This is a genomic window from Thioalkalivibrio sp. ALgr1 (genome assembly GCF_000378285.1).
In the GTDB taxonomy this organism is placed as follows: domain Bacteria; phylum Pseudomonadota; class Gammaproteobacteria; order Ectothiorhodospirales; family Ectothiorhodospiraceae; genus Thioalkalivibrio.
Genome location: NZ_KB905132.1, coordinates 600,861 through 626,433 on the forward strand (window position 1 = coordinate 600,861; position 25,573 = coordinate 626,433).

At 65.8% G+C, this 25,573-nt stretch carries 23 protein-coding genes, 1 tRNA gene and 1 riboswitch; of the genes, 15 read left to right on the top strand and 9 right to left on the bottom strand.

Translation table 11 applies throughout. The annotated features are described in order from the left end of the window. Positions 1 to 16 precede the first annotated feature (16 nt). Both F466_RS0102880 and thiC read right to left on the bottom strand, forming a co-directional pair. Positions 17 to 676, bottom strand: coding sequence for a hypothetical protein (locus F466_RS0102880; protein WP_018993407.1), 660 nt, complete (start codon positions 674 to 676; stop codon positions 17 to 19). A 153-nt stretch (positions 677 to 829) separates the two neighbouring features. Beyond that, positions 830 to 2,719, bottom strand: coding sequence for a phosphomethylpyrimidine synthase ThiC (gene thiC, locus F466_RS0102890; protein ID WP_018993408.1), 1,890 nt, complete (start codon positions 2,717 to 2,719; stop codon positions 830 to 832). A gap of 77 nt (positions 2,720 to 2,796) precedes the next feature. Continuing rightward, a riboswitch (TPP riboswitch) is annotated at positions 2,797 to 2,895 on the bottom strand. A 100-nt stretch (positions 2,896 to 2,995) separates the two neighbouring features. Between thiC and F466_RS0102895 the strand changes: the two genes are divergently transcribed. Then, positions 2,996 to 3,676 (top strand): TIGR00153 family protein, encoded by a 681-nt coding sequence (locus F466_RS0102895; RefSeq protein WP_012981556.1) that lies wholly within the window; start codon positions 2,996 to 2,998, stop codon positions 3,674 to 3,676. A 27-nt stretch (positions 3,677 to 3,703) separates the two neighbouring features. Next, a complete protein-coding gene (locus F466_RS0102900) occupies positions 3,704 to 4,960 on the top strand; it encodes an inorganic phosphate transporter (protein WP_012981557.1) in 1,257 nt (418 codons plus the stop codon). Positions 4,961 to 5,062: 102 nt separating this feature from the next. On the opposite strand, the gene moaA is transcribed toward F466_RS0102900, so the two are convergent. Beyond that, positions 5,063 to 6,067 carry a GTP 3',8-cyclase MoaA gene (moaA, locus tag F466_RS0102905; protein WP_012981558.1) on the bottom strand — a complete coding sequence of 335 codons (1,005 nt, stop codon included), beginning with the start codon at positions 6,065 to 6,067 and terminating at the stop codon, positions 5,063 to 5,065. A 229-nt stretch (positions 6,068 to 6,296) separates the two neighbouring features. Here moaA and F466_RS0102910 point away from each other — a divergent pair, with 229 nt between their 5' ends. The 3 genes from F466_RS0102910 to F466_RS0102920 all read left to right on the top strand — a co-directional run bounded on the left by F466_RS0102910 (position 6,297) and on the right by F466_RS0102920 (position 11,041). Continuing rightward, complete coding sequence (locus F466_RS0102910; protein WP_012981559.1) at positions 6,297 to 9,203, top strand: molybdopterin oxidoreductase family protein; 2,907 nt, start codon at positions 6,297 to 6,299, stop codon at positions 9,201 to 9,203. Between the two features lie 67 nt (positions 9,204 to 9,270). Then, positions 9,271 to 9,966 (top strand): 4Fe-4S dicluster domain-containing protein, encoded by a 696-nt coding sequence (locus F466_RS0102915; protein ID WP_018175142.1) that lies wholly within the window; start codon positions 9,271 to 9,273, stop codon positions 9,964 to 9,966. A 25-nt stretch (positions 9,967 to 9,991) separates the two neighbouring features. Next, a complete protein-coding gene (locus F466_RS0102920) occupies positions 9,992 to 11,041 on the top strand; it encodes a DmsC/YnfH family molybdoenzyme membrane anchor subunit (protein WP_012981561.1) in 1,050 nt (349 codons plus the stop codon). 133 nt (positions 11,042 to 11,174) lie between these two features. On the opposite strand, the gene F466_RS13825 is transcribed toward F466_RS0102920, so the two are convergent. Both F466_RS13825 and F466_RS0102930 read right to left on the bottom strand, forming a co-directional pair. After that, entirely contained in the window at positions 11,175 to 11,309 is a 135-nt protein-coding gene (locus F466_RS13825; RefSeq protein WP_012981562.1) for a hypothetical protein, read from the bottom strand. A gap of 487 nt (positions 11,310 to 11,796) precedes the next feature. Next, positions 11,797 to 11,873 (bottom strand) — tRNA-Arg (locus tag F466_RS0102930). Positions 11,874 to 12,063: 190 nt separating this feature from the next. Between F466_RS0102930 and F466_RS0102935 the strand changes: the two genes are divergently transcribed. After that, entirely contained in the window at positions 12,064 to 12,927 is an 864-nt protein-coding gene (locus tag F466_RS0102935; RefSeq protein WP_018993409.1) for a c-type cytochrome, read from the top strand. Between the two features lie 64 nt (positions 12,928 to 12,991). On the opposite strand, the gene F466_RS0102940 is transcribed toward F466_RS0102935, so the two are convergent. The 3 genes from F466_RS0102940 to F466_RS0102950 are packed head-to-tail and all read right to left on the bottom strand — an operon-like array spanning position 12,992 to position 15,592. Continuing rightward, entirely contained in the window at positions 12,992 to 14,497 is a 1,506-nt protein-coding gene (locus F466_RS0102940; RefSeq protein WP_012981565.1) for a YifB family Mg chelatase-like AAA ATPase, read from the bottom strand. 59 nt (positions 14,498 to 14,556) lie between these two features. After that, positions 14,557 to 14,811: an accessory factor UbiK family protein gene (locus F466_RS0102945; protein WP_012981566.1), complete on the bottom strand. Its 255-nt coding sequence runs from the start codon at positions 14,809 to 14,811 to the stop codon at positions 14,557 to 14,559. Between the two features lie 58 nt (positions 14,812 to 14,869). Continuing rightward, a complete protein-coding gene (locus tag F466_RS0102950) occupies positions 14,870 to 15,592 on the bottom strand; it encodes a pteridine reductase (RefSeq protein ID WP_018138211.1) in 723 nt (240 codons plus the stop codon). A 133-nt stretch (positions 15,593 to 15,725) separates the two neighbouring features. On the opposite strand from F466_RS0102950, the gene F466_RS0102955 reads away from it, so the two are divergent. Together F466_RS0102955 and tsaD are read left to right on the top strand one after the other, a co-directional pair. Further along, positions 15,726 to 16,859 carry a class I SAM-dependent methyltransferase gene (locus F466_RS0102955; protein ID WP_018993410.1) on the top strand — a complete coding sequence of 378 codons (1,134 nt, stop codon included), beginning with the start codon at positions 15,726 to 15,728 and terminating at the stop codon, positions 16,857 to 16,859. 70 nt (positions 16,860 to 16,929) lie between these two features. Next, a complete protein-coding gene (tsaD, locus tag F466_RS0102960) occupies positions 16,930 to 17,940 on the top strand; it encodes a tRNA (adenosine(37)-N6)-threonylcarbamoyltransferase complex transferase subunit TsaD (protein WP_018138213.1) in 1,011 nt (336 codons plus the stop codon). Between the two features lie 9 nt (positions 17,941 to 17,949). Here tsaD and plsY read toward each other — a convergent pair whose 3' ends face one another. Next, complete coding sequence (gene plsY, locus F466_RS0102965; RefSeq protein ID WP_018993411.1) at positions 17,950 to 18,570, bottom strand: glycerol-3-phosphate 1-O-acyltransferase PlsY; 621 nt, start codon at positions 18,568 to 18,570, stop codon at positions 17,950 to 17,952. Positions 18,571 to 18,675: 105 nt separating this feature from the next. Here plsY and F466_RS0102970 point away from each other — a divergent pair, with 105 nt between their 5' ends. The 7 genes from F466_RS0102970 (at position 18,676) to ccoG (ending at position 25,481) form a co-directional block, all read left to right on the top strand. Beyond that, positions 18,676 to 19,422 (top strand): alpha/beta fold hydrolase, encoded by a 747-nt coding sequence (locus F466_RS0102970; protein WP_018993412.1) that lies wholly within the window; start codon positions 18,676 to 18,678, stop codon positions 19,420 to 19,422. A gap of 10 nt (positions 19,423 to 19,432) precedes the next feature. Continuing rightward, positions 19,433 to 20,305, top strand: a complete 873-nt coding sequence (gene bioC, locus F466_RS0102975; protein WP_018993413.1) for a malonyl-ACP O-methyltransferase BioC — start codon at positions 19,433 to 19,435, stop codon at positions 20,303 to 20,305. Positions 20,306 to 20,511: 206 nt separating this feature from the next. Then, positions 20,512 to 21,999, top strand: a complete 1,488-nt coding sequence (ccoN, locus tag F466_RS0102980; protein WP_018138217.1) for a cytochrome-c oxidase, cbb3-type subunit I — start codon at positions 20,512 to 20,514, stop codon at positions 21,997 to 21,999. An 18-nt stretch (positions 22,000 to 22,017) separates the two neighbouring features. Then, a complete protein-coding gene (gene ccoO, locus F466_RS0102985) occupies positions 22,018 to 22,752 on the top strand; it encodes a cytochrome-c oxidase, cbb3-type subunit II (protein ID WP_018138218.1) in 735 nt (244 codons plus the stop codon). Between the two features lie 29 nt (positions 22,753 to 22,781). Further along, on the top strand, positions 22,782 to 23,000 hold the full coding sequence (locus F466_RS0102990) for a cbb3-type cytochrome c oxidase subunit 3 (RefSeq protein WP_018138219.1): 219 nt from the start codon (positions 22,782 to 22,784) through the stop codon (positions 22,998 to 23,000). Further along, positions 22,997 to 23,920, top strand: coding sequence for a cytochrome-c oxidase, cbb3-type subunit III (gene ccoP / locus F466_RS0102995; RefSeq protein WP_018138220.1), 924 nt, complete (start codon positions 22,997 to 22,999; stop codon positions 23,918 to 23,920). Before F466_RS0102990 ends, ccoP begins: the two co-directional genes overlap by 4 nt. Before the next feature lie 160 nt (positions 23,921 to 24,080). After that, on the top strand, positions 24,081 to 25,481 hold the full coding sequence (gene ccoG, locus F466_RS0103000; RefSeq protein ID WP_018993414.1) for a cytochrome c oxidase accessory protein CcoG: 1,401 nt from the start codon (positions 24,081 to 24,083) through the stop codon (positions 25,479 to 25,481). Positions 25,482 to 25,573: the final 92 nt, after the last annotated feature.

The window sequence follows — 25,573 nt, forward strand, 5'->3', positions numbered from 1 at the left end:
GTGGCCGGTTAGCGTGTTATCGAGGGCCGAAGTGAAAGCGGACACCGGTGCCGATGAAATTGGAACCGCTGGCATCGCTGACCACACCAAAGACGCCGGAGCGGTGATGGATACGCAGGAAGGCGTCCCATGAACTTTCTCGTGACGCGGACGGCGCGAAGGTGACTTCGGCCATCATGAACGCCTGGGTGCGGCTGGGGCGGCGATCCTCGATGACCGGATCGCCGAAGGCACGCGAGGGGCCGATGCCCCAAGCGGCCGAGGTGTCCACCAGGTGGTCCCAGGGGAAGCGGGTCCAGCGCAGGTTGGCGGCCGCGTTTAGTTCGAAGTGATCCTGCTGACCCCAGTGCCGGGCGACATTGATCTCGCCTCCGAGATGCAGATGGTCACTGAAGCGGTGGAGGCGGCGAGAGATGCCCACGGCCGCCAGGTGCGAGTCCTGCATCGCGGTCTGGAACTGGAGGATCTCGACGAAGCGGGTGTCGGTCCAGCGAGCGCCATAGGCGAAGACCGAGATGTCTGGCCGCTGCTGCACGGCCGCTCCGTCGTCTCGGGCTGTGGCCGCCCCAATCTGACAGGCGGCCAGCAACGCGGCGAGGGCGCTGGCGCTGCGATAGCGGCTGGCGGTCGCGATGCCGTGGTCCTCCTGGCGGTACTTGTGCCGGGCGCAGTACAACAAGCGTAGACGTCCATTCTGCGCGGGGCGAGCGATCGGTTAGTGGCTCGTCACAGAACCCGCCTCCCCGTCAGCCGATAACGCCGCCATGATCGCCTCTTGCGATTGAATCAGCGTGTCCCGGGCTGCCACCCGGGTTTCGTTGTTGGGGCCTCAGGTCTTCCGGTAGATCTCCGCGCCCTTCTCGACGAATTCCACCGCCTTCTCCTGCATGCCCCTCTGCAGGGCCTCGTCAGCGCTGATGCCCTGGGCCGCGGCATAGTCGCGCACGTCCTGGGTGATCTTCATGGAGCAGAAGTTCGGGCCGCACATGGAGCAGAAGTGGGCGACCTTGTGCGCCTCCTTCGGCAGGGTCTCGTCGTGGAATTCGCGCGCGCGCTCCGGGTCCAGTGCCAGGTTGAACTGGTCCTCCCAGCGGAACTCGAAGCGTGCCTTGGACAGGGCGTTGTCCTGCAGCTGCGCGCCGGGGAAGCCCTTGGCCAGGTCGGCGGCGTGGGCGGCGATCTTGTAGGTGATGATGCCGTCGCGCACGTCCTGCTTGTTGGGCAGGCCCAAATGCTCTTTCGGTGTCACGTAGCAGAGCATCGCGGTGCCGTACCAGCCGATGTTGGCCGCGCCGATGCCGGAGGTGATGTGGTCGTAGGCCGGGGCAATGTCGGTCACCAGCGGGCCAAGGGTGTAGAACGGCGCCTCGAAGCAGTCCTCCAGCTCCTTGTCGACGTTCTCCTTCACCTTCTGCAGCGGGACGTGGCCGGGGCCCTCGATCATCACCTGCACGTCGTGCGCCCAGGCCTTCTGCGTCAGCTCGCCCAGGGTCTCCAGCTCGCCGAACTGGGCGGCGTCGTTGGCATCGGCCAGGCAGCCGGGGCGCAGGCCGTCGCCCAGCGAGAAGGAGACGTCGAAGGCCTTCATGATCTCGCAGATCTCGTCGAAGTGCGTATAGAGGAAGTTCTCCTGGTGATGCGCCAGGCACCACTTGGCCATGATCGAGCCGCCGCGGGAGACGATGCCGGTCACGCGGTCGGCCGTCAGCGGCACGTACTGCAGGCGCACGCCGGCGTGGATGGTGAAGTAGTCCACGCCCTGTTCGGCCTGTTCGATCAGGGTGTCGCGGAACAGCTCCCAGGTCAGGTCCTCGGGCTTGCCGTCGACCTTCTCCAGCGCCTGGTAGATCGGCACGGTGCCGATCGGCACCGGCGAGTTGCGCAGGATCCACTCGCGGGTCTCGTGGATGTTCTTGCCGGTGGACAGGTCCATCAGGGTGTCGCCGCCCCAGCGCGCGGACCACACGAGCTTCTCCACCTCCTCCTCGATCGAGGAGGTGACCGCGGAGTTGCCGATGTTGGTGTTCACCTTCACCCGGAAGTTGCGGCCGATGATCATCGGCTCGAGTTCCGGGTGGTTGATGTTGGCGGGGATGATCGCGCGGCCGCGGGCGATCTCCTCGCGCACGAACTCGGGCGTGATCTCGTCCGGGATCGCGGCGCCGAACGACTCGCCGGCGTGTTGCCGCAGCAGCTTCCGGTAGCGCGGGTCGGCGCGCAGCTCCTGCAGGCGGTTGTTCTCGCGGATCGCGACGTACTCCATCTCCGGGGTGATGATGCCCTTCCGGGCGTAGTGCATCTGCGAGACGTTCGCGCCGGCCTTCGCGCGGCGCGGCGGGCGGATGTGCTCGAAGCGCAGGCGGGCCAGTTCCGGATCGGCGGCGCGGGCGCGGCCGTACTCGGAGCTCGGGCCGTCCAGCCACTCGGTGTCCGCGCGTTCGTCGATCCAGGGGCCGCGCAGGTCCGCCAGCCCCCGGTGCAGGTCGATGCTTGCGTCGGGGTCGGTGTAGGGGCCGGAGGTGTCGTAGACCGGGATCGGCGGGTTCTCGTCGGGGGTGCCGGAGGTCATCGTCGGCGTCTGCGCGACCTCGCGATACGGCACGCGGATGTCCGCGCGCGAACCCTCGACGTAACGCTTCTCGGAGTTCGGGAACGGGCGGGTGACCTCCGCGGAGACCTCGGCGGTCTTGCGGGCAAACGACTCGGGGATGGCGCTCATGATCGGACCTCTGCTGACGCGTGGGGCGAAGGGAGCGCGGGCAGGGCGATCGCGGGGGCAGGAACCCCAAGTACAGCAGACCGTTGACCGAGCTTCCCTCCGCCGGTGTTAACCGGTTCAGGTTCAAGGGGACTCTCTCAGCCCGACATGTGGTACGGGCACCCCCAGCTCTGGGCCACGATTGTAGCGCACGCGGCACACATTCGCCTGCAGGCGACAGGGTATCGAGGGTTGTTTTGCGGTACATTGCGCCTTTGTGACATTCTTCGCGCCGCCATGAGCCCCAAGAACTTCGTCTTCGAACTGTTTGGCCGTTCGCCGGTGCGCCCCCTGCAGGCGCACATGGAGAAGGTGCGCGCCTGCATCGCCGAGCTCCCGCCGTTCATCGAGGCCATGGCCCGGGATGACTGGGACACCGCGCGCGTTCAGCAGAAGAAGATCGTCAAGCTCGAGCACGAAGCCGACCGCCTGAAGAAGGACCTGCGGCTGCACCTGCCCAAGGGCATGATGCTGGCGATGTCGCGCCGCGACGTGCTCGACACCCTGCTGATCCAGGACCGCATCGCAAACATGGCCAAGGACATCGCGGGGCTGATGCTGGGCCGCCAGATGCAGTTCCCGGCCAATATGCAGGGTCCATTGCAGCGCTTTCTGGATCGCAGTGTGGATGCGGTCAATCAGGCCGGGCGCGCGGTCAACGAGCTGGACGAGCTGGTCGAGGCGGGCTTTCGCGGACACGAGGTCGAGGTGGTCAACGACATCCTGACCGAGCTGGACCAGATCGAGCACGAATCCGACGAGGCCCAGCGCGAGGTACGCGAGATCCTGTTTGCCCAGGAGGCGGAGCTGCCCCCGGTGAACGTGATCTTCATGTATCGCGTGATTGATTCCATAGGCGAGCTGGCCGATCTGGCCCAGCGCGTGGGCAGCCGCCTGCAGCTGATGCTGGCCAAGTAACCACTCGCACCACGTACCGAGGACCGCATGGAATACGGCACCCTGTTGCTCGGCCTTGCAGTCATCTTCGGGCTCTTCATGGCCTGGGGTATTGGCGCCAACGATGTCGCCAACGCAATGGGTACCTCGGTCGGCTCGCGGGCCCTCAACATTCGCCAGGCGGTCTTTGTGGCCGCGGTGTTCGTGTTTGCCGGGGCGTGGCTGGCGGGCGGCGAGGTGACGCAGACCATCCGCAGCGGGATGGTGGACTCGGCACTGCTCGCGGACAGTCCTTCGCTGCTGGTCTACGGCATGCTCGCGGCGCTGGCGGCGGCGGGCACCTGGCTATTGACCGCTTCCTATTTCGGCTGGCCGGTCTCCACCACGCACTCCATCATCGGCGCGATCATCGGCTTTGCGGTGGTGGGCCTCGGATTTGAAGTGGTGCGCTGGGAGCGCGTCGGGACCATCGCGATCTCCTGGGTGCTGTCCCCGATGATCGGCGGGATGATCGCCTTCGCGCTGTTCCGCAGCATCCAGTTGCTGATCCTCGACACCGTCGACCCGTTGAAAAACGCCAAGCGCTGGGCGCCGCTGTATATCTTTCTGACGGCCTTCGTGACTGCGCTGGTCACGATGTTCAAGGGGCTGACGCACGTCGGGCTGGACCTCACTACCGCCCAGGCCTACAGCTTCGCCGTACTGATCAGCGTGGCGGTGGTGGTGGTCGGACTCTTCGCGATCCGGCGCCTGCGTTTCGAGGAGGCCTCCTTGCAAGCCCACGGCTCGCACTTCAGCGATGTCGAGAAGGTCTTCGGCGTGATGATGGTCGTCACCGGTTGTGCGATGGCCTTCGCGCTGGGCTCCAACGATGTCGCGAACGCGGTCGGGCCGCTGGCCGCGGTGGTGGACGTGATCCAGACTGGCGAGGTGGACCCGGAGACCGTGGTGCCGATGTGGGTCCTGCTGCTGGGCGGCTTCGGGATCGTGTTCGGGCTGTTTACCTATGGCCACAAGGTGATCGCCACGGTCGGCACCGGCATCACCCAGCTCACGCCCAGCCGCGGTTACGCGGCCACCGCGGCGGCGGCTGCGACCGTCGTACTGGCCTCCGGTACCGGGCTGCCGATCTCCACCACCCATACGCTGGTGGGGGCGATCCTGGGTGTCGGCATGGCGCGCGGGATCGCCGCGATCGACCTGCGCCTGGTGCGCATGATCTTCATGTCCTGGATCGTGACCCTGCCGGCCGGGGCGATCCTGGCCATCGTGTTCTTCTTCATTCTGCGCGGGTTGCTCGGTTAGCTGCAGAGGCGGCAAGCCCTGGCCCTAATAAAGCGGCCCCCCTAACAAGAAAGGCCCGTCTCGCTGGACGGGCCTTTCTTGTTAGCAAGCCTTGCGGTGGTGTCATCCGCCGGTCATGGACATGAAGCGCATGACCTTCTCCGGGCGTTCCGAGAACTCGTGACGCTCGGGTTTCAGGTTGATCGCCTGGATTACCAGGTCTTCCAGCTCCGAGTCGCTGCAGCCTTCGCGCAGGTAGGGGCGCAGGTTCAGGCTGTGTTCGTTGCCCAGGCAGGTGTAGATGGTGCCATCCACCGACAGGCGCACACGGTTGCAGGTGTCGCAGAAGTGCTGCGAGATCGGGGTGATGAAGCCGATGCGCACGTCGGTATCCGGGATCTGCATGTAGCGCGCCGGGCCGCCGCCGGGCATCACGCCGGGGACGAGGTTGTAGCGCTGCTCCAGACGGGCGCGCACGTCCTGCAGGTTCACATAGTGCCCCTCTTTCGCCTCGCGGCCGGTATCGCCCATCGGCATGGTCTCGATGAAGCGCAGAGTGAAGCCGTGTTCGATGCAGAAGTCGACCATGTCCTCGACCTCCGGCTCGTTGATCCCGCCCATCACCACCATGTTGATCTTGATTGGGTCGAGCCCGGCGGCCTTGGAGGCCATCAGGCCGTCCAGCACCTTCTCCAGCTTGCCGCCGGTGATCTCCTTGAAGACCTCGGGTTTGAGCGAGTCGAGGCTGACGTTGATGCGGGCCACGCCGGCGTCCTTCAGCTCCTGGGCGTGGCGCGCCATGCGCGTGGCATTCGTGGACAGCGAGATGTCGTCGATGCCGGGCAGGGCGTTCAGGCGCGCGGCCAGATCCGGGAGGTTCTTGCGCACCAGCGGCTCGCCGCCGGTCAGGCGCACGCGGCGGGTGCCGAGTCGCCCGAAGGCCCCCATCACGCGCTCGATCTCCTCGAAGCTCAGCCAGTGCTCCGGCTCCTCGAAGTCACGAAAGCCCTTGGGCATGCAGTAGAAGCAGCGCAGATCGCAGCGGTCGGTAACTGAGAGACGGACATATTCGATGCGGCGGCCGAAGGCGTCGACCAGGGCGTTCTCGTCCTTGAGGGCGTGTTGCATACGGTGTCCCGTCCTGCCGCTGGGGGCGATATGTTTCATGGTACACATCGTAGACCACTTTTCCGTGATTGCCACAACAAGGCCCCAGATTCGATGCGGCAATAAATAAATTCTCTCGCAGATTATTTCTGCTTATTCCTAGATAAGAACTTTTCGTTAGCCAAAAGGCTTCTTTATGGCCAATATGCCCAGCGTGAATAAGCAAACCATAATCTATGGGGTCGCCTGAATGAGTGCCTTACCCGAGTTCGAGAACCACAGCGAGCAGGAGATCAAGTACACCACCTGCTACATGTGTGCCTGCCGCTGCGGCATCAAGGTTACGGTCCAGAACAACAAGGTCCGTTATATCCAGGGCAACCGGCACCACCCGATCAACAAGGGTGTGCTGTGTGCCAAGGGCAACGCCGGCATCATGAAGCAACAGTCCCCGGCGCGCCTGCACCAGCCGATGCGCCGCAAGCCGGGTACCGAGCGCGGCGCCGGCGAGTTCGAGCCGATCTCCTGGGACGAGGCCCTGGACATGCTGTCCACGCGTCTGCAGAAGATCCGCGAGACCGACCCGCGCAAGCTGGCGTTCTTTACCGGCCGCGACCAGATGCAGGCCCTGACCGGCCTGTGGGCGACCCAGTTCGGTACCTACAACTGGGCGGCCCACGGCGGCTTCTGCTCGGTCAACATGGCCACCGGCGGCCTGTACACTACCGGTTTCGCGTTCTGGGAATTCGGCGACCCCGACTGGGACCGCACCAAGTACCACATGCTCTGGGGCGTGGCGGAAGACCATGCCTCCAACCCGATCAAGATCGGGCTGGAGAAGCTCAAGCGCCGCGGCGGCAAGTTCGTTGCGATCAACCCGGTGCGCACCGGCTACCAGGCGATCGCCGACGAGTGGGTGGGCATCAAGCCCGGTACCGACGGCCTGTTCGCGCTGTCGATGCTGCACGTGCTGCTGAAGAACGACCAGTTCGACTGGGACTTCCTGGTGCGCTACACCAACGCCACCCAGCTGGTGGTGCAGACCCCGGGGCAGAAGGGTGATGGCCTGATCCTGCGTGACGAGGCCGGCAACCCGCTGGTCTGGGAACTGGAGCAGGAAGCGTTCGTCGACGGCACCCAGGTCGATATCAAGCCGGCGCTGTTCGGCGAGTACACCGCGCCCGATGGCCGCCCGGTCAAGACCGTGATGACGCTGCTGGCCGAGCGCTATCTGTCGGAGGAGTATTCCCCGGAAAATACCGCCAAGATCACTGGCGTGCCGGCCGACCAGACCGAGCGTCTGGCGCTGGAGATGGCGCACGTCGCGTTCAAGGAGACGATCGAGCTCGACATCGAGTGGACCGACTCCTGGGGCCGCAAGCACGACAAGGTGTTCGGCCGTCCGGTCTCCATGCACGCGATGCGCGGCATCTCCGCGCACTCCAACGGCTTCCAGACCTGCCGCGCGATCCATCTGCTGCAGATCATGCTGGGCTCGGTGGACTGCCCTGGTGGTCACCTGGCCAAGCCGCCGTACCCCAAGCACGTCCCGCCGGGCATCAAGCCGGCCAAGGAATGCGCGCCGAACACCCCGCTGAAGAGCCCGCCGCTCGGTTTCCCGACCGCGCCGGAGGACCTGGTCATCGATGACGACGGCAACCCGCTGCGCATCGACAAGGCCTTCTCCTGGGATGCCCCGATCTCCAACCATGGCCTGATGCACATGGTGGTGACCAACGCGGTCAACGGCGATCCCTACCCGATCGACACGCTGATCTTCTTCATGGCGAACATGTCCTGGAACTCCTCGATGAATACCGCCGAGGTGATGGACATGCTGCGGGCGAAGGACGACAGCGGCGAGTACAAGATCCCGTTCCTGGTGGTCGCGGACGCGTTCCACTCGGAGACGGTCAACTTTGCCGATCTGGTGCTCCCGGACACGACTTATCTGGAGCGTTACGACACGATCTCCATGCTGGACCGCCCGATCTCCGAGCCGGCCGCGGCGGCGGACTCCATCCGCCACCCGATCCTCGAGGTCGACCGCGACGTGCGTCCCTGGCAGGAGGTCATGGTCGAGCTGGCCGGTCGTCTGAAGTTCCCGGCGTTCACCAACGACGACGGCAGCCGCAAGTTCGACGATTACAAGGACTTCATCGTCAACTTCGAGAAGGAGCCGGGGATCGGCTTTTTGTCCGGCTACCGCGGCAAGGACGGCAAGAGCCATCTGCGTGGCGAGCCGAACCCGAAGCAGTGGGAGGCGTACATCGAGAACCAGGGGTTCTTCGTGCATCACCTGGCGCCGAACCAGCAGTTCTACCGCTACGCGAACAAGGAGTACCTGGAGCTGGCCAAGCACGCCGGCTGGGTGGGCAAGACGGATCCGATTACGATCGAGCTCTACTCCGAGACCCAGCAGCGCTTCAAGCTGGCCGGTCAGGGCCTGTATGACGGCCCGCAGCCGACCAAGCAGGAGCACAAGGATCGCCTGACCCAGTTCTTCGATCCGCTGCCGATCTGGCACAAGCCGCTGGAGCAGACCCGTATCGACGAGGACGAGTACCCGTTCTACGCGGTCAACCAGCGCCCGATGTTCATGTACCACTCCTGGGACTCGCAGAACGCCTGGCTGCGTCAGATCTGCGCCCAGAACTACCTGTACATGAACCGCGGCAAGGCCGAGTCCATGGGCATCGAGGACCTGTCCTGGGTGTGGATGGAATCGCACAACGGCAAGGTCCGTGTGCAGGTCAAGCTGATCGAGGGCTGCGAGCCGAGCACCGTCTGGACCTGGAACGCGATCGGCAAGCAGAAGGGCGCCTGGGGCCTGAAGCCGGACGCGAACGAGTCCAACAAGGGCTTCCTGATGAACCACCTGATCAGCGAGCTGCTGCCGAAGAAGGGCGATCCGGTGGACAACATCACCAACTCCGACCCAGTAACCGGCCAGGCCGCGTGGTACGACCTGAAGGTCAAGATCACCCCGGCCGATCCGGAAGAGGCCAGCACCTGGCCCGACTTCGACACGGTCAAGCCGGCCCCCGGCATGTCCGAGGCCCCGGATCAGCTGCGCTACGCCGCGCACAAGCCGGTGCACCTGAATCGTTCCATCCGTGACGTGCTGACCCGCGGCTCGCTGGACGAAGACCGCTAGGTATCACGGATCCGGGCCATGCCGCCGGCCCCGGCCGGCGGCCCGAGGAAATTTGAGGAGTAGTTGTATGCGACTTGGACTCGTAATCGACATGGACACCTGCGTGGGCTGTCACGCCTGTGCGGTGGCCTGCAAGCAGTGGAACACCAGCGGCACCACCGGTGCGCTGACCGACTATCGCCCGTACGGCGAGGACCCGAGCGGCGTCTGGTTCAACCGCGTGCGCCACTACGAGGTCGGGGACTACCCCAACAACAAGACCGTCAACATCCCGATGTCCTGCATGCACTGCCAGCATGCTGACTGCGTGAATGTCTGCCCGACCGGCGCTTCCTACAAGCGTCCGGAAGACGGCATCGTGCTGGTCGACCAGGACAAGTGCATGGGCTGTAACTACTGTGCCTGGGCCTGCCCCTACGGTGCGCGCGAGCTGGACCGCGAAGACGGCGTGATGAAGAAGTGCACGCTGTGCGTGGACCGCATCTACGACGAGGCCCTGCCGCCGGAAGAACGCCAGCCGGCCTGCGTGATCACCTGCCCGGCCCATGCCCGGTTCTTCGGTGACTTCGACGACGACAACTCCGAGGTCAGCCGCCTGGTGCGCGAGCGTGGCGGCGTGAAGCAGATGCCGGAGCTGGGCTACAAGCCAGTCAACACCTATCTGCCCCCGCGTATCACCCGTCCCATCCCCATCGACGACGTGCGGGCCAACCGTCTGGTCAGCTCGGTGAAGGACTGGGTCAACAAGATGGTCGCGCGCTAGGCGCGGCCCGATCGGGAGAATTCATATGCATCCGGCATTTTCCGTCATCCTGTTTACCGTCATCTCCGGTGCGGGCTACGGCCTGTTCATCCTGCTGGCGGCCTTCCACCTCGCGGGCATCGGTCCGGCCATGAGCCACGGCGAGCTGCTGGCACACGGCGCGGTCTCGCTGGGGATGATCACCCTGGGGCTGATGCTCTCCACCGGCCACCTGGCGAACAAGAAGAACGCCTGGCGCTCGTTCATGCGCTTCAAGACCTCCTGGCTGTCGCGCGAGGCCGTGTTCGCGGTGCTGTTCTATCCCTTCGCCGGGATCTATGGCCTGGGCGTCCTGCTGCAGGGCGCGGCCATCGGGCCGTTGCCGGCGCTGGCCGGCGTGATCGCCGCCGTGCTGGCCGTGATCACCCTGTTCTCCACGGGGATGATCTACGGTTGTCTGAAGACCATCCGCCAGTGGAACACCGCGCTGACCCCGGCCAACTACATCATGCTGGGCATCGCGACCGGCACCACGCTGTTTGCCGCCATTGCCACCGTGTTCGGCAATGCCACGGCGATGCATGCGGGTGTCGCGATGGTCGCGCTGGTTGCTGCCGCCGTGCTGAAGGCGATCTACTACTTCTGGATCTCGCGCGTGAATGGCCCGACGATCAATACCGCCACCACCTTCAACCGTGCGACCGTGCGCCTGCTGGATACCGGCCACACCGCCGGCACCTTCCTGACCGACGAGTTCGGCTACGACCCGCGCAAGGACACCATCGACAACGTGAAGATGGGCGTCTTCCTGCTCGGCTTTGTGGCCCCGGTCCTGGTGTTCGCGTCGATCCTGTCGGGCGCCCCGGCCGGCATCGCCTGGCTGGCCGCTGTCTCGAGCCTGATCGGTATCGGCATGGAGCGGTGGCTGTTCTTCGCCGAGGCCAAGCACGTCGTGCGCCTGTACCACGGTGCCCAGACCTGCACCAACTCCCTGGCCGAGCCCGCTCGCGGCCGTACCTCGGTCGCGCCGGTCACGGACCCGACTGACGCGCGCCGCTGGGAGCTGGGGGATACCCCCGGGGGCTCCGGCTCCTGATGTCGGCCGGCCTTCGGCGGTTGCCGGGCGCAGTTGCCGGGTGACCACCGAGGGTCTCGTCAGGGAATACCCAACTAAAACGGGCCAGCATGCTGGCCCGTTTTTTTATGGTGCCTGGTTTCCCCGAGGCGGGTTATTTCGCCTTGTCGTCCTCGTGCATGCCATGAAGGATGAAGTAGCCGACGTACACGAAGAACGCCACGATGCCCACCAGGGTCAGGATCGTCAGGATCCCGATGGGCGATTGAAACATGATTTCAGTCAACATCACGCACTCCCGGTTGCAGTGGTCACCTTCAAGCTAGCGCTGCTGCCGGGGCTTCGATTTGATCTGGATCAAGGGAGTGGCGGCATTTGCCGGTCAGGATGCCGGATCGCCGCGCTGGCCGGGCCAGGGCATGTTGGAAGCGGAACTGATGTTGCGCCCGAGAGGGTGAGCCGGGGTTTCGCGAAGCACGGCTTCGCGCCGGCGAACGCCCCGAGGCTGTCGCCGAGGGGGTGACTTGCGATGCCGTGCCGCTGCGCAGGCCTTGATTCGACGGGGGCGCGGCGTTGGGCTCGGGGGTGTTCAGGCGGCGCGCCCGAGAGGATGGCTTCGCCGCCTTTGGCGGCTCGGTCCTTCGGACCGGTGCAGCCGTTGGCTGCACCGCGATGTCGGCCCGCGGTGCGGGCCTCGATTCGAACGGGAGGTTCGAATCGGGCCCTCCAGCACCCCATTACGCAGAAAGGGACCTCGAGGGTCCCTTTCTGCGTAATGGCGCGCCCGAGAGGATTCGAACCTCTGACCTCTGCCTCCGGAGGGCAGCGCTCTATCCAGCTGAGCTACGGGCGCAAGACGAGTAATGATACGGGGCGCTGAACGGGTCCGTCCAGCGCATTTTTGACTGCCCTACTGGGTTTGTGGTCTCGAGAGGGACGATGCCCTATACTCGGCGCCCGATTTGCGCGCCTGGCGCGTGGGAATACTTGGGCTAGGAACCATTACGGCCGCGCGCGGCCCGCACCTTTCGGAGGGAGAGCAAGTGGCGAATCAACCGATCAAGATGGACACCGGTAACAAGGTGTTGATGTTCATCGCATCCGTGGCGCTGCTCGCCACTGTGATCTACCTGTTGATCCAGTTGGCGAACTTCATGGGAGGGCTCCAGCTAGGCGAGCCCAGTGAGGCCGAGCGCGATCGGATCGTCGAACGCATCCAGCCGATCGGTCGCGTGGCCTCCGGTCCGGTCGATATGGAGGAAGAGACCGCCGACCTGAGTCCGGGTGACATCTACAGCAATGTCTGTGCGGCCTGTCACGACACCGGGGCTTCCGATGCCCCGATCAAGGGCGACTCCGACGCCTGGGCCGCCCGCCTCGACGAGCGCAGCCTGGACGAGGTGTTCGACAACTCCATCAACGGCATAGGTGCGATGCCGGCTCGCGGCGGTGATTCCAGCCTGAGTGACGAGGAAGTGAAGCTGGTGGTGGTCTACATGCTGGACGAAGCCGGTATTGATCACGGCTGGGAGCCCGAAGACGCTAACGGCGATGAGAACGGCAATGGTGACGAAAACGGTAACGGCGAGGCCGTGACCGAAGATGACGATGCCGCTGTCGAGGACGACGACGCACTGGAAGGGATTGCCCTGGATACCGGTGACGTGAGTCGTGGCGAGTCCCTGTACAGCACCTGCATCGCTTGCCATGGTGCCCAGGGTCAGGGTTCCCCCGCGTTCCCGAAGATTGCCGGCCAGACCGCCGAGTACACCGCCGACAAGCTCGTGCGCTACCGTGCCGGCGAGACCGTGGGTGACCGCACGGCCCTGATGGCGCCGAATGCGGCCCGCCTGTCGGACCAGGACATTGCCGACCTGGCGGTGTACGTCGCGACCTTCGAAGACTGATCGGTTTCGATCCGATCTCAAGGCCCGCGTCGGCAGCTGCCGTGCGGGCCTTTTCTTTGCCTGGTTACTGGGTGCGCCAGTGATCCAGCGCGCGATAGCTGAGCGCCTCGGTCAGGTGACCGGTCGTGATCGGATCGCTGGGTTCGAGGTCGGCGATCGTCCGCGCGAGGCGCAGGATGCGGTGGTAGGCGCGTGCCGACAGGCGAAAGCGCTCCGCAGCGCGGTCCAGCAGGGCGCGATCGCCTGCCTCCAGGGTGGCGTGCTGGTCCAGCATCTGGCCCGCCAGTTCGCGATTGAGGGAGCCCTGGCGTTGCCGTTGGCGTTCCTGCGCCAGGGCGACGCGTTGCGCGACGGTCCTGGAGTCTTCGCCGGGTTCGCCATGCGAGGCCAGTTCGGGCGGCGGGATGCGCGGGACCTCGATCGCCAGGTCGATGCGGTCCAGTAGCGGCGCGGACAGGCGTCGCCGGTGGCGCGCCATCTGTTCCGGGGAGCACTGGCAGCGCGCCCCGAGGTCGCAGTCGAAGCCCTGTGGACAGGGGTTCATCGCCGCTACCAGCTGGAACCGGGCGGGAAACTCGGCCTGCCGGGCGGCTCGGGCGATATGAATCGTCCCGGTCTCAAGCGGCTCGCGCAGGACATCGAGCACACTGCGCTGGAATTCGGTCAGCTCGTCCAGAAACAGCACGCCGTGATGCGCCAGCGAGATCTCGCCCGGGCGTGGTGTGGAGCCACCACCGACCAGTGCGACCCCCGAGGCCGTGTGGTGGGGCGAGCGGAACGGTCGGGCGCGCCAGTCGCGCTGCAGGTGGCCGGTGTCGCGCAGACTGTGGATCGCGGCGGTCTCCAGTGCTTCCGCCTCGGACATCGGTGGCAGGATGCCCGGTATGCGTGCGGCCAGCATGGACTTGCCGCTGCCGGGCGGGCCGACCATTAACAGGTGGTGGCCACCCGCGGCCGCGATCTCCAGTGCGCGACGTGCCTGGTGCTGACCGCGCACATCGGCCAGGTCGGGGTAGCGATCCGGTTCCGCTTCGACGGGTCGGCCCTCGTCCAGCTCCCCTTGACCCTGCAGCCCGGCGCAGACCGCGATCAGGTGGTCGGCGGTGCGCACCCGCGCGGCGCTGGCCAGTGCCGCCTCGGCCCCGTCCTCGGGGTTCACGATCAGCTCGCGCGCCTCATTAGCGGCTGCCAGTGCGGCGGCCAGCGTCCCGCCGACCGGTCGCAGGGTCCCGTCCAGTCCCAGTTCGCCCAGAAACTCGCGCCCTTCGAGGGCGCTGCCCGGGATCTGCTGGCTGGCGGCGAGGATGCCCAATGCGATGCCGAGGTCGAAACGCCCGCCATCCTTCGGCAGGTCGGCCGGGGCCAGGTTGACGGTGATGCGGCGGCGGGGAAAGTCGAAGCCGCTGGTCTGGATGGCCGCGCGGACGCGGTCGCGGCTCTCGCGCACGGCCGCCTCCGGCAGGCCGACAATCTGGAATGACGGCAGGCCGTTGGCCAGGTGAGTCTCGATGGTGACCAGCGGTGCCTGGATCCCGGCGACCGCACGGGCATGGCTGATGGCAATGGGCATCCTTGCCCTCCCTGTTGCGGGTCCGGGCCTCCGTGCCCGGTGGTTCTATGGGGAGTGTGTTACTCCGCGGTCTTGCGTTCGGCCTCGAGGGCCTCCACGCGGGCTTCCAGCTCGGCCAGGCGTTCGCGGGTGCGTTCCAGCAGCGCAACCTGGACGTCGAAGTCCTCGCGGGTGACCAGGTCCATGCGCTCGAAGCCGTGCTGCAGCGACGAGCGGACCTGACGCTGGACATCCTCCTGCATATGGCGCACCGACTCCGGCAGGCTCTCGGTGATCCGGCGCGCGAGATCGTCAAAGCGTTTGGGGTCGATCATGGGCCGTTCTCTTCTTTTGATTCGAGGATGTATTCAGTGTAGCGCGTCGCGCGGATCGTTACTGCGAGGCGGAGCGCCCGCCATCCACCGGGATCACCTGTCCGGTGATGTAGGGCGCATCCAGCAGCAGAAAGCGTACCGTACGGGCGATGTCGTCGGGGTGGCCCTCGCGTTTGAGGGCGGTGCGCTCGACCATCGCTTCGTGCGTCCCGGCATTGTTCGGATCCTCGGGCGAGAGGATTGCGCCGGGTGCGACGCCGTTAACACGCACGTCCGGGCCCAGTTCGCGGGCATAGGCCTGGGTCAGGGCCCAGAGTCCCGCCTTCGCCGCGGAATACACGGGGTAACCCTTCAGCGGGCGCAGGGCATGAATGTCCACGATGTTGACCACTGCGCCCCGGGTGCGCGCGAGCGCCGGCGCACAGGCCTGGGTCAGAAATGTGGGGGCCTTCAGGTTGGACCCGACCAGGTCATCCCATGCCTGCGTATCGATCGCGCCGACCGGGGTCGCGTAGAAGGTCGAGGCATTGTTGACCAGGTAATCCAGCCGCCCCCAGGCCTCTTCCGCCTCGCGTGCCAGGCGCTGGATGTCGTTCAGGTTCAGCAGGTCGGCTTGCAGGATGCGCGCGCTGTCCTCGCGCCGGGCATTCAGCGAGTCGGCCAGGGCGGCAGCGTCGTCGCGCGATCCTCGATAGTGAATGAGCACGCGCAGGCCCTCGCCGTGCAGCCAGCGCACGATGGTCGCGCCGACCCGGCGCGCGGATCCGGTGACCAGCACCACGCCGGTTTCCGATCGCTCTCCCTGTGTGTGTTCCGTCACGTCATGCCTCGCCTTGGTACCATTTGTCGCCATGCTGCCGCCGAAACCTAGCACACCCACGCCGGACGACCCGGCTGCCGCCATCGGGCGGCAGGTGCACGACTCCCTGCAACAGAGTATCGCCGCGCACGGCGGGTTCCTCCCGTTTGTCGATTACATGCACCAGGCGCTGTATGCGCCGGGGCTCGGCTATTACGTGAACGGGGCGCGCAAGTTGGGCGCGGGCGGTGATTTCGTGACCGCGCCGGAGCTGTCCTCGCTCTTCGGCGAGACCCTGGCCAGCTGGCTGGCCCCGCTGCTGCGCGACGAACTGGCGGGCGGCGGGCAGTTGCTGGAGTTTGGCGCGGGCAGCGGCCGGCTGGCCGGCGATGTGCTTGTGACGCTGCGCGAGCTGGGCGTGGGCTGGCAGTGCTACAAGATCATCGAGGTCAGCCCGGACCTGCGGGCCGTGCAGCAGGAGCACCTGGCGGAACGCCTGGAGCCGGAGGAGTACGCCCGGGTGGAATGGCTCGATGCCCTGCCCGAGGAGCCGATCCGGGGTGTGGTACTGGCGAACGAGGTGCTCGACGCACTGCCGGTGGAGCTCTTTCGCTGGCGCGAGGGCCAGCCCTGGCAGATGGGTGTCACAGTGGATGGCGACGGCAGGCTGGTGCTGGCGGAGCAGTCGGCCCCCGAGCCACTGGCGGACGTCGTGCGCGGGCTGCAGGCGGTGCATGGCCCCTGGCCCGACGGATACACCTCCGAGTGGCGTCCGGCTCAGGCGGCCTGGGTTGCGAGCGTGGCCGCTTGTCTGGAGCAGGGTGTAGCGTTGCTGGTCGACTACGGGTTTCCGCGGGCCGCGTATTACGCCGCGGAGCGTCACCAGGGCACGCTGGTCGGCTATTACCGTCAGCAGATGATGCTGGACCCCCTGGCACAGCCCGGGCTGATGGACCTGACGGCCAGCGTCGATTTCACTGCGGTGGCCGAGGCCGCGGATGCGGCGGGGCTCGATGTGCTCGGTTATGCCGCGCAGGGCGAGTTCCTGCTGGGTGCGGGCCTGGCGCAGCGCTTCGAGGCGCGCGTCGGCAGTGGCGAGGATGCCCGCAAGACCATGCAGGCCGCCCAGGCCGTGCGCATGCTGACCCTGCCCGGAGAGATGGGCGAGCGCTTTCAGGTGATGACCCTGGGTCGAGCCTGTGCTGCGCTCGACTTCTCCGCGATCCCCGATCGGCGCGGCCGCCTGTGAGGGACTCGCAATCCCGTCCGGTTCGCCCGGAATCCTTCCCCGTACCCGCGCCCCGAGGCATGCTGCTCCTATGAAAGTCCTGGGTATCGAGACCTCCTGCGACGAGACGGGCGTGGCGCTGATCGATGATCAGCGCGGCCTGCTCGCGCACCGGCTGTACAGCCAGACCGACCTGCATGCGGTCTACGGCGGCGTGGTGCCGGAGCTCGCTTCGCGCGATCACATCCGGCGCCTGCTGCCGCTGCTGCGGGCGGTGCTGGACGAGGCGGGCGTGAAGGGGCCCGAGCTGGATGCAATCGCCTATACCGGCGGGCCGGGACTGCTGGGGGCCCTGCTGACGGGGGCCTCGGTCGCACGCTCGCTCGCCTGGGGCTGGGGCGTGCCGGCGATGCCGGTGCACCACCTCGAAGGCCATCTGCTGGCCCCGTTCCTGGAGGACGCCGGGCTGGATTTCCCGTTCCTGGTGCTGCTGGTCTCCGGCGGGCACACGCAGCTGATCCATGCCCGGTCTCTGGGTGACTACGAGCTGCTGGGCGAGAGTATCGACGACGCCGCTGGAGAGGCCTTCGACAAGACCGCCAAGCTGCTGGGGCTGGGCTATCCTGGCGGTCCCGCCCTGTCGCGCCTGGCCGAGCAGGGGGTGAGCGATGCCCTGCGTCTGCCGCGCCCGATGCTCGACCGGCCGGGGCTGGACATGAGCTTTTCCGGCCTGAAGACGGCCGTGCTGACGGCCCTGAACAAGCAGGAATACCGCCCGCAGGATGTCGCGCGCGCATTCGAGGAGGCGGTCAGCGAGACCCTGGTGGAGAAGACCCGGAGGGCGCTGGAGCAGAGTCAGGCCCCGGCGCTGGTGGTCGCCGGCGGGGTGGCCGCGAACACCCGGCTGCGCGCGGGACTGCAGGCGATGGCCGCGCAACAGGGGGTGCCGGTGTATTTCCCGCGGATCGAGTTCTGCACGGACAACGGGGCGATGATCGCGCTCGCCGGGCTGCGCCGCCTGCAGGCGGGCTGGGCGCCCGACGACCAGGCCCCGGCGATCACGGCGCGTGCCCGCTGGCCGCTGGCGGAGCTCTCCGCCTGAGGCAGATCGCTAGTCTCGCGGCGGTTCTGCCGCCTCGTCCTTCTTGTAGCCGATCTTCCCTTCCTCCCCGCGCATCAGGCGGCGGATGTTGGTGTCGTGGCGGATGAACAGCACCACCGCCATGGCCGCCACGATCAGCGCGAGCCAGAAATCCGGTTCCAGGAACACGAAGTAAACGGGTGCCAGCGTCGCCGCGACCAGGGCCGACAGCGAGGAGTAGCGCCAGATCGCGGCGACCACGAGCCAGGTCAGCAGCGTGAGCCCGCCGACCAGCGGGTTGAGTGCCAGAAGCACGCCCAGCGCGGTGGCCACGCCCTTGCCGCCGCGAAAGCCGTAGTACACGGGAAACACATGTCCGAGGAAGGCGGCCAGGCCGATCAGGCCGAGGGCCCAGGTCGGAAAGATGCTGAGCTGGGCGGCGACGAACACCGGCAGCCAGCCCTTGCCGACATCCCCGATCAACGTGATGATGGCCGCCTTCTTGCCTCCGTAGCGCAGTACGTTGGTCGCACCGGGGTTGCCCGAGCCTGTGTGACGTGGGTCCGGCAGCCGCAGCAACTTGCTCACGACGATGGCCGTGGAAAGCGATCCCAGCAGATACGCGATGACAATGCCCAGTACGATGTCCATGCAAACTCGACCTGAAGATTCGGTTGGGTGGGGTGTGGCGCGAAACGGCGCCCATGATACGCAAGCCGGGGCGCTGCGTTCAGGGTGGCGGCGGGTTGGCCCGCGATGACGCGCCCGACCCTTGTGCTGCTGCACGGCTGGGGGTTCTCCCCGGCCGTCTGGGCGCCTTTGCGTGCCGCGCTGCCCGGGTTCGAGATCTACGCGCCGGCCCTGCCGGGGCACGGGGAACTCGCTGGTGGAGAGGCCCTGGGCGATCCTGTGGCTACCTGCGAGGCCATCCGGGCTCAGCTGCCGCGCCCGCTGTCGCGCCCCATCTGGCTGGGCTGGTCGCTCGGCGGGCTGGTTGCGCTGGAGCTGGCGCGCCAGATGCCGGATACCCGGGGGCTCATGCTGCTCAATTCCACGCCGCGTTTTGCAGCGGCCCCGGACTGGGGCCATGCGCTGCCGGCCGCGGAGCTTGCGGACTTTCAGTTGGCCCTCGAGGGGCCCCGGCGGCGGCTGCACCGGCGACTGGCCATGCTCTGCGCCAGGGGCTCGCCGGAAGCGGCCTCGCTGGCCGCCGACCTGACGAGCGAGCTGGAGGGTACCCCGGCGACCGATCAGGGCCTTGCGGCCGGGCTGGCCTGCCTGATGGGCCGTGACCAGCGCGCCTGCTGGCAATCCAGTCCGGTGCCGGTCGCGGCCTGCCTCGCCGAGGGGGACGCGCTGGTGCCGTCCACCGTGGCGGACGGCCTGCGCGGCCTGCGCCCGGACGCCCGACTGGCCGTGCGGCTCGGGGGGCATGCGCAGTGGTGGCGGGACCCGGCGCCCGTGGCGGCCTTCATAAACGAGTTTGTAGCGGCACTGGAGTGATCGGCGATCCATGACGGGGGCAGATGAATACGCACTGGACAAGGCGCGCGTACGCGAGGCCTTCGGGCGGGCGGCCGCGGGCTACGAGGCCCATGCGGTGCTGCAGCGCGAGGTCCAGGGGCGGCTGCTCGAGCGACTCGATCTGGTCAAGCTCCAACCGGTCCGCGTGCTGGATCTGGGCTGCGGCACCGGGGAGGCGCTGGATCTCCTGGCGCGGCGCTACCGCAAGGCCGAGCTGACCGGTGTTGATTTTGCCCCGGGTATGGTCGCGGCGGCGCAGCGCCGGGGCCGCTGGTGGCGACGGCCGCTGGCCGTGTGTGCGGACATCGAGGCACTGCCCCTGCCGGAGGCGCACTACGATCTGGCGATCTCCAGTGCGGCGTTGCAGTGGTGTGCCAGCCTCGATCAGACCTTTGCCGAGGTGCGGCGTGTGCTGGCCCCGGGGGCGCTGTGGACCTTTTCCACCTTCGGCCCGGATACCCTGCGTGAGCTGCGCGCGGCCTTTGCCGAGGTCGACGGCGGGGACGCGCAACACGTGAATGCCTTTGTCGATATGCACGACATCGGTGATGCCCTGGTGCGTGCGGGGTTCGCGGACCCGGTGATGGATCAGGAGAGCCTGACGCTCACCTATGGCGATTTCGAGACTCTATTGCGTGATCTGCGTGGGGTGGGGGTGCGCAATGCGCTGGCTGGGCGTGGGCGCGGGCTGCTGGGTCCGCGTCGGCTGCAGGCCGTGGCCGAGGCCTATGCGCGGGCGTTTGCGGTCGAGGGTCGACTGCCGGCGACCTGGGAGATTGTGTACGGCCATGCCTGGGTGCCGGAGGCTCCGCCGCCCTCGAAGCCGCAAGGCCGGGTGATTCCCGTTCGGCCGGTCTCTTGATCCAGATCAATCCGGGGCGATTGGCCCCTCGCGGAGCAAGGCCATAAAGATGTATTCTCTCTGGCGCTGAAAGTTCCGCCTGACTTGGGGCTAATTCCGAGTGTTACAGGCGGTATTGGTTTTTTGTGCGTCTGGAATGGGGTAAAGTTCACGCCCCCCGAAACCATCGGGACATCCGTGTTCCCCGCAGCAAGGTGGAAAAAGTCATGTCGCAAGCAGCCACTACGGCGGGTTCCGTACCCGCAACGTCAGTCGCTTCAACCGAGCAGTACAACTACGCGATCGTCAAGCGTTTCGCGATTGCCGCCGTCCTCTGGGGCGTGTTTGGCATGGCGGCCGGGGTCTGGATTGCCTCGCAGCTCGCGTTCCCGTTCCTGAACTTCGATATCGCCCAGATCACCTTTGGCCGATTCCGTCCGGTGCATACCACGGCGGTCATCTTTGGTTTTGGTGGTAATGCCCTGTTTGCGACGTCGTACTATGTCGTCCAGCGCACCTGTCAGACACGGCTGTACGGTGATTCGCTGGCGAGCTTCACCTTCTACGGGTGGAACCTGGCGCTGATCCTCGGCGTGATCACCTACACCATGGGGATCACCCAGGGTCGCGAATACGCCGAGTTCAACTGGCAGATCGACCTGATCATCCTGGTCGTTTGGGTGGTCTACTTCTGGATCTACCTGCAGACCCTGCTGCGCCGGACCCAGCCGCACATCTATGTGGCGAACTGGTTCTTCATGTCGTTCATCCTGGCGACAGCCCTGCTGCACATCTTCAATAACCTGGAAGTGCCGGTCGGCATCTTCCACTCGCACTCCTACCCGCTGTTCTCCGGCGTGCAGGATGCGATGCGTCAGTGGTGGTACGGCCATAACGCGGTGGGCTTCTTCCTGACCGCGGCCTTCCTCGGGATGATGTACTACTTCGTGCCCAAGCAGGCCGGTCGACCGATCTACTCGTACAAGCTGTCGATCATCCACTTCTGGGCGCTGGTGTTCCTGTACATGTGGGTGGGCGCGCACCACCTGCACTGGACCGCCCTGCCGGACTGGGTCTCCACCCTGGCGGCGACCTTCTCCATCCTGCTGCTGCTGCCCTCCTGGGGTGGCATGATCAACGGCATCATGACCCTGTCGGGGGCCTGGGATAAGCTGCGCACCGACCCGATCATGCTGTTCCTGATCACCGCGCTGTCGTTCTACGGCATGTCGACCTTCGAAGGTCCGATGATGTCGCTGAAGAGCGTGAACGCGTTGTCGCACTACACCGACTGGACCGTCGGCCACGTGCACTCCGGTGCGCTGGGCTGGGTGGCGATGATCACCTTCGGTTCGCTGTACCACCTGATCCCGCGTCTGTGGGGCGTCAACCTGTACAGCCTCAAGCTTGTGTACGTGCACTTCTTCCTGGCGACCATCGGGATCGTGCTGTACATCACCGCGATGTGGGTGGCCGGTATCGGTCAGGGCCTGATGCTGCGTGCCTTCGACCAGTACGGGAACCTTGCCTACACCTTCACCGAGTCGGTGGTGTTCCTGCATCGTCCGTATGTGGTGCGTGCCATTGGTGGCGGGTTCTTCCTCGCCGGCATGCTGATCATGGCCTGGAACGTCGCCATGACTGTCCGCATGGGCATCAAGTCCGAAGCTCGCGAGCGTGAAGAAGCCCGCGCGGCCGAAGCCCGCACGGCCTGATAGGGAGAGACTAGATCCATGAAGCACGAAAGCGTTGAAACCAATGCCGGCCTGCTGATCATCCTGACGCTCGCGGTGATCAGTGTGGGCGGCCTGGTCGAGATTGTCCCGCTGTTCTACATCGACGACACGATCGAAGAAGTAGACGGCGTGCGCCCGTACACCCCGCTGGAGCAACGCGGGCGTGACATCTTTGTCCGCGAGGGTTGCTACACCTGCCATTCGCAGATGGTGCGCCCGTTCCGTGACGAGATGCTGCGCTACGGCCACTACTCGCTGGCGGCGGAGTCCAAGTACGACCATCCGTTCCAGTGGGGCTCCAAGCGTACGGGGCCGGACCTGGCGCGCGTCGGTGGCAAGTACTCCAACGAATGGCAGGTCCAGCATCTGATTGACCCGCAGTCGCTGGTGCCCGAGTCGATCATGCCCGGTTATCCTTGGCTGGCGACCACGCCGCTGGACTACTCCGATGTCGCGGCGCGCATGCGTGCCCTGAAGCGCGTCGGCGTGCCGTACTCGATTACCGAGGAAGAGTACGAGGCCAATGTCGAGAAGTTCGGCGAACAACACGCCCGGATGTTCGACATCAACAACGCCGAAGAGATGCTGATCGAGCAGGCGCAGGCCGAGAACTTTGACGGCGACTCCTCGTTCATCTCCGAGATGGATGCCATGGTGGCCTACCTGCAGGTGCTCGGCACCATGGTGGACTTCAGCGAATACGACGACGGCCACTTCGCCGAATTCCGTTAGGGAATTCGGCCCGGCCAAGGTTGGGAGACATGGCAGCAGCCTGGGAATGGATTACGGATCTCGGCAACAGCAAGATGTTTGCGCTGGTGCTGTTCATGAGCACGTTCATCGGGATCGTGATTTACCTGTTCGCCAAGCCGAGCCGGGCCAAGAAGTTCGAGACGTATCGCTACATTCCTCTGGAAGAAGATGATTCGCACCTGGAGCCCACGGCCCGGCGCGACAAAACCGAGAGCGAAAAGCAATGAGCACACAGGACAACCGCGATAAGAACCAGGTCGAGACCACCGGGCACGTCTGGGACGGGGACCTTCAGGAATACAACAACCCGCTCCCGCGCTGGTGGCTGTGGGGCTTCTACGCCACGGTCGTGTTCGCGCTGGTCTACTGGCTGATCTATCCGGCCTGGCCCATCGGCGACAGCTTCACCAAGGGCTTTGCCACCATCACCTACGAGGTGAACGGCGAAGAGCGCACCACGCACTGGAACACCCGTGCCCTGCTGGCGCGCGACATGCAGACCGGCGAGTACGCGGTGCGCCAGCGCGAGATGCTGGAGCAGGTCGCCAGCCAGGACTACGAGACGATCCTGGCCGATGCCGACTCCATGAGCTTCGTCAACGCGTACGCCCAGGGTTCCTTCGGGACCTGGTGTGCGGCCTGTCACCAGGTCGGCGGCGCGGGTGTGATCGGGCAGTATCCGAACCTGCGCAACGACCACTGGAAGTGGGGCGGCACGGTCGAGCAGATCGAGCACACCATCCGTGAAGGTCGTCTGGGCTACATGCCGGGGTATCGCGACACGCTGACCCGCGATCAGATGAACGAAGTGGCGGCCTACGTCCTGTCGCTGAATGATTACGACGTTGACTCCGACATGTCCGATGCCGGCGAGCGGATTTTCGCCGGCATGGAAGGCGGCTGCTTCCAGTGCCACGGTGAGGATGGCCAGGGCCTGGCGTCACAGGGCGCGCCGAATCTGACCAACAACATCTGGGGCCTTATCGACGTGCAGGGTGCGGAGAGTGACTCCGAGCGCCTGCGCCTGGTGGCCAACTTCGTCCGTGATGGCATCCAGCGCGAGATGCCGGGATTTGCCGACCGCCTGTCGGACGACGAGATCAAGATGCTGACGGCGTACGTCCATTCGCTGGGCGGCGGTCAGTAAACGCATTGCTCCCGGGGTTCACCAGCGGGTGAATCCCGGTTCGCACTACAGGGGTTCCGCACGGGTTTCTTGACGGCCGTCCGGGCCCCTGCTTCCGTTGGGGAGACACTCCCTCGCACATGGTGGTGTGCGCACGCCGGGTTCATTCCCGGGAGGATTCATGGCGCAAGGCCAGCCAATCTACGAGGCTCGCATTCCGATCCACCCGCGATCGGTCAAGGGCCGTTTTCGCAACCTCAAGACCGGGATCCTTCTCCTGGCCTACGGGGTGTTCTTTGGCCTCCCCTGGCTGCGCTGGGACCGAGACTACGGTCCGAGCCAGGCGGTGCTGTTCGATATCCCCAACCGACAGTTCTTCCTGTTTGATCTGGTCGTCTACGCCCAGGACATCTTCTGGCTGGCGGGCTTCCTGGTCGTCGCGGCGCTATTGCTGTTCTTCGTCACCGGCGTGCTGGGTCGGGTCTTCTGTGGCTATTTCTGCTTCCAGACGCTTTGGACCGACGTGTTCATGTACCTGGAGCGCAAGATCCAGGGCGAGCGGCCCGCCCGTCTCCGCCTGTCCAAGCAGCCCTGGAATGTCGAGAAGCTCTGGAAACTGGGCGCGACGCACCTCTCCTGGCTCCTCGTCGCCTTTGCCACGGGGCTCGGCTTCGTCCTGTACTGGGCTGATGCCCCGACTCTGGCACGCGACTTCTTCAGCGGTGATGCCCGGTTCGCCGCGTACGTGACTGCGGGCTTGCTGACTGCCACCACCTATACCTTTGCCGGGCTGGCGCGCGAACAGGTCTGTACCTTCATCTGTCCGTACGCCCGATTCCAGAGCGTGATGTTCGATCGCGATACCCTGATCGTTTCCTATGACCAGAACCGCGGCGAGGGCTCAGCGGGTCGCGCGAAGGTGAAAGCGGGCCTGAAGACCCGAGAGGAGCGACAGGCGGCCGGGGTCGGTGACTGCATCGATTGCGGGTACTGCGTCCAGGTGTGTCCTACAGGGATCGACATCCGCGATGGGCTGCAGGTCTCGTGTATCCACTGTGCCCTGTGCATTGATGCCTGCGACACCATCATGGACAAACAGGGCTGGCCCCGCGGCTTGATCGGCTATTCGTCGGAGCGTGAGCTCGAAGGCGGCAAGACCCGCTGGCTGAAGGGCAAGACGCTTGGATACGGGGCGGCGGTGCTAGTGGTCGTCGGTGCGTTGGTCTTCAGTATCCTCGAACGCCCGCCGGTCGATGTGAACGTCAACCAGGTGCGACAGCCGCTATTCGTGCAGATGTCCGACGGTCGGGTGCAGAACAGCTACGAATTGCGCCTGAACAACGTCTCCGACCAGGAGCTCGATTTCACGCTCGATATCGATGGGCTCGAGGGCGCGACGCTCGACCTGGGCCAGGTCGAGCAGATCCGGCTTGAACCCGGCCAGCGGCTGACCGTACTGGCCCGCATACGCCACGACGTGGAGGCCGGGGCGGATTCGCCGCTCCGCTTCTATTTCGTGATCCGCGATCGCGAGGGACGGATCGACCCGGTCGAGGCCGATGCCCGCTTCAGCCACCGCTGACCGCGCGGCCAGGGAAACGCTGAATTATCGGCGTTTCCCTGCGGCACATGGACGGGCCGCCGGAAATCGACCACCGCAGGTGGTTGATTCCG

Coding starts and splice junctions, on each gene's coding strand:
- ccoO (WP_018138218.1), top strand. CDS start 22,018: ATGAAGCACGAAAGCGTTGAAACCAATGCCGGCCTGCTGATCATCCTG.
- F466_RS0102990 (WP_018138219.1), top strand. CDS start 22,782: ATGGCAGCAGCCTGGGAATGGATTACGGATCTCGGCAACAGCAAGATG.
- ccoP (WP_018138220.1), top strand. CDS start 22,997: ATGAGCACACAGGACAACCGCGATAAGAACCAGGTCGAGACCACCGGG.
- F466_RS0102920 (WP_012981561.1), top strand. CDS start 9,992: ATGCATCCGGCATTTTCCGTCATCCTGTTTACCGTCATCTCCGGTGCG.
- F466_RS0102895 (WP_012981556.1), top strand. CDS start 2,996: ATGAGCCCCAAGAACTTCGTCTTCGAACTGTTTGGCCGTTCGCCGGTG.
- F466_RS0102940 (WP_012981565.1), bottom strand. CDS start 14,497: ATGCCCATTGCCATCAGCCATGCCCGTGCGGTCGCCGGGATCCAGGCA.
- plsY (WP_018993411.1), bottom strand. CDS start 18,570: ATGGACATCGTACTGGGCATTGTCATCGCGTATCTGCTGGGATCGCTT.
- F466_RS0102945 (WP_012981566.1), bottom strand. CDS start 14,811: ATGATCGACCCCAAACGCTTTGACGATCTCGCGCGCCGGATCACCGAG.
- bioC (WP_018993413.1), top strand. CDS start 19,433: ATGACGGGGGCAGATGAATACGCACTGGACAAGGCGCGCGTACGCGAG.
- F466_RS0102900 (WP_012981557.1), top strand. CDS start 3,704: ATGGAATACGGCACCCTGTTGCTCGGCCTTGCAGTCATCTTCGGGCTC.
- ccoN (WP_018138217.1), top strand. CDS start 20,512: ATGTCGCAAGCAGCCACTACGGCGGGTTCCGTACCCGCAACGTCAGTC.
- F466_RS0102910 (WP_012981559.1), top strand. CDS start 6,297: ATGAGTGCCTTACCCGAGTTCGAGAACCACAGCGAGCAGGAGATCAAG.
- tsaD (WP_018138213.1), top strand. CDS start 16,930: ATGAAAGTCCTGGGTATCGAGACCTCCTGCGACGAGACGGGCGTGGCG.
- F466_RS13825 (WP_012981562.1), bottom strand. CDS start 11,309: ATGTTGACTGAAATCATGTTTCAATCGCCCATCGGGATCCTGACGATC.
- F466_RS0102915 (WP_018175142.1), top strand. CDS start 9,271: ATGCGACTTGGACTCGTAATCGACATGGACACCTGCGTGGGCTGTCAC.
- thiC (WP_018993408.1), bottom strand. CDS start 2,719: ATGAGCGCCATCCCCGAGTCGTTTGCCCGCAAGACCGCCGAGGTCTCC.
- moaA (WP_012981558.1), bottom strand. CDS start 6,067: ATGCAACACGCCCTCAAGGACGAGAACGCCCTGGTCGACGCCTTCGGC.
- F466_RS0102970 (WP_018993412.1), top strand. CDS start 18,676: ATGACGCGCCCGACCCTTGTGCTGCTGCACGGCTGGGGGTTCTCCCCG.
- ccoG (WP_018993414.1), top strand. CDS start 24,081: ATGGCGCAAGGCCAGCCAATCTACGAGGCTCGCATTCCGATCCACCCG.